The following is a 5,061-nucleotide window of genomic DNA, read 5'->3' on the forward strand; positions in this document are numbered from 1 at the left end:
GAGTCTGTAGATCACATCAATGTCCCCGAGGGGAAACTGGCCATGGATATCGGTCCCAAGACAATTGCCGCGATTAAAGTTAGAATCATGGCCGCCAAGACAGTCGTCTGGAATGGCCCTATGGGTGTTTTCGAATTTGATAAATTCTCCAAAGGAACTGCCGAAGTCGCTGGATTTGTAGCTGAATGCAAGGGAACGACCGTTGTTGGCGGTGGTGACTCTGTGGCAGCGGTAAATAAGTTTCATCTGGCAGATAAAATTGATCATGTTTCGACCGGAGTTGGTGCATCCCTTGAATATCTTGAAGGCAAAGCCCTGCCCGGTGTTGTAGCCCTTAAGAAATAACCATTTATGAGAGGGTTAAAAACAGCAAAGGAGTATTGCTACTTCCTTTGAGCATAAATTTGTTAAATAATAATCAGGAGAAAATAAATGAGAAATTACCTAATCGCTGGAAACTGGAAAATGAACAAGACTCCCTCCGAGGCTGCTGCCCTGGCAAAAGAAATTGTTCCCCTTGTAAAAAATGCGGATTGCAGAGTCATGGTTGCCCCATCCTTTGTTTGTATCCCCGCCGTATTGGAAGTCCTCAAGGGAAGTAATGTCATTGTGGCCGCTCAGAACATGGCTGGAGCCGAATCCGGAGCTTTTACAGGTGAAACTTCCGTTCTGATGCTCAAGGATCTGGGTGTGAAAATGGTCATTCTTGGACATTCAGAAAGACGTCATGTCTATGGTGAAACCAATGAGCAGATCAATGAAAAGGTCAAACTGGCATTGGCTCATGCCCTGACACCTGTTCTGTGTATCGGTGAATTGCTGGAAGAAAGAGAAGCGGGAAAAGCCGAGTCTGTCTGTTTTGAACAGCTTGAAAAAGGTCTTTCAGGCGTTTCTGAAGCTGAAATGGACAATGTGGTCATTGCTTATGATCCTGTATGGGCTATCGGTACAGGTAAAACTGCCACTCCCGAAGATGCAGATGCCATTCACGCCGCCTGCAGAAAGAAAGTTGCCGCTCTTTATTCCGAGGCAGCCGCAGAGAAAGTTGTTATTCAATACGGTGGATCTATGAACCCCGGAAACGTCAAGACTCTGATGGCAATGGACAATATTGATGGCGGACTAATCGGCGGAGCCGCCCTTAAGGCAGATTCTTTTGCAGATCTTGTGAATTTCAATAAATAACTTAGTCCTAAGTCCTTGCAGGGCTGAATGGAGTATGTTAATTTAGGGTGTCCCTTCGGCGGACACACGAAAAATCCTTTTCCAATTAAATGGGAAAGGATTTGTTTATTTTCCGGGAGATATAGAAAATGGGTATTATTGGAACTTTACTGATCATCCTCTTTGTTGTTGCCAGTGCGCTGCTGATTCTGTTCGTACTATTGCAGGACGATCAGGGAGAAGGGCTGGGCGGTCTGTTCGGCGGATCTAGCGGATCACCTTTTGGTGGAGCTGCAAACAATGGTTTGGTCAAAATAACAGGAATACTAGGGACCATTTTTATGGTCGGTTCATTATTGGTTGCTTTAGCAGTTAGAACTCCAAACAGCAATAATGTTCTTAGTGAAGCCAGAAAAATCAATGCTGAAAACAGCACTGGTGACTGGTGGGAAGGAGATGTTCAGAGTGGAACTGAAGAGGGCAGTGCCTTAGTCATTCCGGAGGACTGATCTATCAGAATGGGAGCACCGCTCCCTTTCTGAATCATTTACAAAAAAAAGGAATTCCTATGCGTGTTGCGGTGCTTTACTTTAGAAATGGATCAGAAAAAGTTAAAAAAATTGCATCTCACCTTGCAAGGGGTATTGAATCCCAGGGGCATCAGGTCGCTCTTATAGATGCAGAAACAGACAGTGATGCAAAACTGACCATCTATGAATACATACTGGTAGGGACAACTTCTGATTCCTTTTTCAGCAGCAAAATTTCAGGGAAAGTCTCTGACTTTCTTAATAATGCCGGAAGGGTTTCTGGAACAAAATGTTACGCCTTTATTGTTAAGAATGGTCTCTTCGTCACCAAATCACTTCATATTCTCATGAAAAGTATGGAAAAAGAGGGTATGTTTCTAAGAATATCCGATGTCATTACTTCTGCAGAAGAAGCTGAACTCATTGGAAAGAAACTTCATATAAAGTAAGTTGTTATAACGGTATAGGTGTGAATGCAAATCCTGGCTTCCCCAATCCTGGCCTTTTGTTGATCAACCTGAAATAAAACTGCAGATATGCACCGAGGTTTATTCATGTTCAATAAGAAAATTTTAATTTCAATTTTACTCCTGATTTCGACAGGACTCTTTGCTCAGAACTCTTTTGTAGACAAACCAGTTGCAATCGTGAAGCTGACAAAGACAGACGTTATCTCCCAGAAAAAGCTGGCCTATAATATCAGCCTTTATGAGCAGCAAGCCGGCAGAGCCTTGTCCAAACTCGAAAAAGAACAAGTTCTCCAGACACTTATCAATCAGATGCTGGTTTACCAGGCAGCCGAAAGGGATAATGTTACTGTATCGGATGAACAGGTTCTTCTCGCAGGTATGAATCAGATGATGCAGCAGACAGGACAGCAACTGACGGAAGTTCAATTTAAGCAGATTATCAAAGAACAGAGCGGAATGGACTATGAGACTTATGCCCAGACTGTAAGAGATCAGCTTATTCTCGAGAAATATGTCAGTGAAAAGAAACGAGACTTTCTGAGAACATCATCCATGCCCGGTACTGATGAAGTTGAATTATTCTACCGGCAGAATGAAGAGAAATTCTTGAATCCTGAAATGGTGAAATTCAGCCATATCTTTTTTTCAACCCGAGGTACAGCCGCCGGTGATAAGAGTCAAAAAAGAGAGCAGGCTGATGAGGTATATCAGCAGATAGTCAGAGGAAATGCCAAGTTCGAAGAGATGGTCCGTAAATATTCGGATGATAAAGCTTCGGTTGTCCGGGATGGAGACATCGGAAATTTCATCGACCGGGGTGAAAAGAATATTTCAATTTTCGGCCGTGATTTTCTTAACACACTCTTTGATCTGGAAATCGGAAAAATGAGTGATGTTCTCGAATCATCCCAGGGGTATCATATTGTTATTGTCAACCAACACCATAAGAAGACCTTTCTAGATCTTGATGATCCTGTCACCCCTGTAGAAACAACGACAGTCCGTCAGTACATCAGCAATATTATTTCCTACCAGAAAAAGCAGAAAGCCTTTCAGCAGGCAGCAGAGACTGTTGTTAAGGAATTGACAGAAGAGGCTGAAGTGCAGACTTTTCAAGAGAATATACAATAGCTTATGAAAGCAATGGGAAATAGACGGAAGGCCAGAATATTGGCATTCCAGGCTCTTTACAGTTGGGATATCAGTTCATCAGAACTGGAAGATCTTTTCCGATATGACTGGGCCAAAGATGACTTAAGCGATGATATCAAGATTTTTGCCAGTTTTCTAATCAAGGGTACCATCGAGAATTTGACCGAAATCGATCAATTAATCAAAGACAGTCTTAGAAACTGGGATTTTGATCGATTAGAAAAAGTAAGTCTTGCGATCCTGCGCATGAGTATCTATGCTCTTAGCTTTCAGAAAGATATTCCACCAAAAGTTGTGATTGACGAGGCCGTTGAAATCACAAAGGAATTCGGCACAGACGATTCCTACCGTTTTGTAAACGGAATACTGGACAACATAAAGAAAAAGATCTATGAGCAGCCCAGCTGAAGAAAAAGGATACAGACGCCGCCTGATAACTAATGCAGTCCTTCTGTTTTTTTTGGGTTCGGCCCTTTCCCTGACTCTTCTTTTTTTACCATCTGATGATTATTTTCAATTTTATCTAAATCAATCCGATAAGTATTTTTCTCAAAAAGATTACCCCGATATGGAAGGAGCTCTCAAAAAAGCGGCCCGCCATGCTAAAAGCAGGGATCAATGGTTCAGTATTTTTAAAAGATCCTATCTGGCTTCAGTCGATCAGGACAATTTTGAATTTTTTAATAGCATTATTAACAATTCAAGGAAATTTCTCAAAGGCGGGGCGGATCACGAGGCTTTGAATACGGCGTCTCTGCTCTGGGTTCATCAGTATGAAAAAGCTGCTGCGTCTCTATATACGATTCAAAGTGATAAATATAAGACTCTCATAGCCGAGAGTCTCCTGTCTTATGATGTGTACAGAAATTATGATTTGCAGGATATGACGCCTTTAGAGTTCATTAAAGATAAAATTCAGTATCAGGAAGATCCTGTTTTCTTTGAAACTGTAGGTATTAAATCGGATAACCCGGATCTTTTGTACAATGCCGCATTGTTGAGTATGGAATCCGGTGATTTTGACAGAGCCGCTTCTCTTTTGCAAAGGTTGCCTGGAAATAAAATCAATCCCTACCGTCTGGCTGTGCTTCATTATGATCTGAAACAATATGATGAGGCTTTTGAGGCCTTTAATGCTCAGGCTATACTGGATGACATCAAAGGGAATCAGCGTTTTACAATTCATCAGCAAATTGCGGATCTTTTATATATGTCTGGAAAAAAAGCAGAGTCACTCAAGGAATATCAAAAGGCACTGGAATTGAATCCCGCAGGAAGCTGGAAGAATTATCGAAATATTGCCAGAGTCTATCTCGATAGCGGTTATTCCCGTCGAGCCAGGATAGTACTGATGGAAGGAATGACTCTTTTTCAAAATAATATTGACCTTTTAAAAGACTCTGTTGTTTTTTATTATAAAGACTACCCTGTCGAAGTTAAGAAAGATCTTGACGAGTACGTAAAACGCTTTTCCGAATTGACCGAAGCACAGCTTATGAAGATCCGATATTTTCCAGAGCAGAAATCTTCAGTTCAATATCAGGCTCAAATTTGGAATCTCTTCAACAAGGATGACAGCAGCGATGAGGTAACGCGGTTTCTGTTATGGTATCTTTCGGGAGTCGGCGATCTGGACAGCATGGAAATTGTACTGGAGAGATACAAAAAAGGGGATGAAAATCCATTCTGGTATTTTTTTTATCAGTCTGTCATAGCCCTGCAACGGGGGTATCTGGATGAGGCAA

At 41.8% G+C, this 5,061-nt stretch carries 7 protein-coding genes; all 7 read left to right on the forward strand.

Features of this window, described 5'->3' with window-relative positions:
• Nucleotides 1-345: phosphoglycerate kinase (pgk, locus tag PF479_RS13100; protein ID WP_298007338.1), on the forward strand; the 345-nt coding region annotated here is incomplete at its 5' end.
• Between the two features lie 87 nt (nt 346-432).
• Nucleotides 433-1,185: a triose-phosphate isomerase gene (gene tpiA / locus PF479_RS13105; protein ID WP_298007340.1), complete on the forward strand. Its 753-nt coding sequence runs from the start codon at nt 433-435 to the stop codon at nt 1,183-1,185.
• A gap of 128 nt (nt 1,186-1,313) precedes the next feature.
• Nucleotides 1,314-1,673, forward strand: a complete 360-nt coding sequence (gene secG / locus PF479_RS13110) for a preprotein translocase subunit SecG (protein WP_298007342.1) — start codon at nt 1,314-1,316, stop codon at nt 1,671-1,673.
• Nucleotides 1,674-1,732: 59 nt separating this feature from the next.
• Nucleotides 1,733-2,143 (forward strand): hypothetical protein, encoded by a 411-nt coding sequence (locus tag PF479_RS13115; protein ID WP_298007344.1) that lies wholly within the window; start codon nt 1,733-1,735, stop codon nt 2,141-2,143.
• A gap of 105 nt (nt 2,144-2,248) precedes the next feature.
• Nucleotides 2,249-3,295 carry a peptidylprolyl isomerase gene (locus tag PF479_RS13120; RefSeq protein ID WP_298007346.1) on the forward strand — a complete coding sequence of 349 codons (1,047 nt, stop codon included), beginning with the start codon at nt 2,249-2,251 and terminating at the stop codon, nt 3,293-3,295.
• A gap of 12 nt (nt 3,296-3,307) precedes the next feature.
• Nucleotides 3,308-3,724: a transcription antitermination factor NusB gene (gene nusB, locus PF479_RS13125; RefSeq protein WP_298007350.1), complete on the forward strand. Its 417-nt coding sequence runs from the start codon at nt 3,308-3,310 to the stop codon at nt 3,722-3,724.
• Nucleotides 3,708-5,061: tetratricopeptide repeat protein (locus tag PF479_RS13130; RefSeq protein WP_298007348.1), on the forward strand; the 1,354-nt coding region annotated here is incomplete at its 3' end. The genes nusB and PF479_RS13130, both read left to right, overlap by 17 nt.

Origin of the sequence: Oceanispirochaeta sp., assembly GCF_027859075.1 — a bacterium.
Classification (GTDB): Bacteria; Spirochaetota; Spirochaetia; order DSM-2461; family DSM-2461; genus Oceanispirochaeta.

Coding starts and splice junctions, on each gene's coding strand:
- tpiA (WP_298007340.1), top strand. CDS start 433: ATGAGAAATTACCTAATCGCTGGAAACTGGAAAATGAACAAGACTCCC.
- secG (WP_298007342.1), top strand. CDS start 1,314: ATGGGTATTATTGGAACTTTACTGATCATCCTCTTTGTTGTTGCCAGT.
- PF479_RS13115 (WP_298007344.1), top strand. CDS start 1,733: ATGCGTGTTGCGGTGCTTTACTTTAGAAATGGATCAGAAAAAGTTAAA.
- PF479_RS13120 (WP_298007346.1), top strand. CDS start 2,249: ATGTTCAATAAGAAAATTTTAATTTCAATTTTACTCCTGATTTCGACA.
- nusB (WP_298007350.1), top strand. CDS start 3,308: ATGGGAAATAGACGGAAGGCCAGAATATTGGCATTCCAGGCTCTTTAC.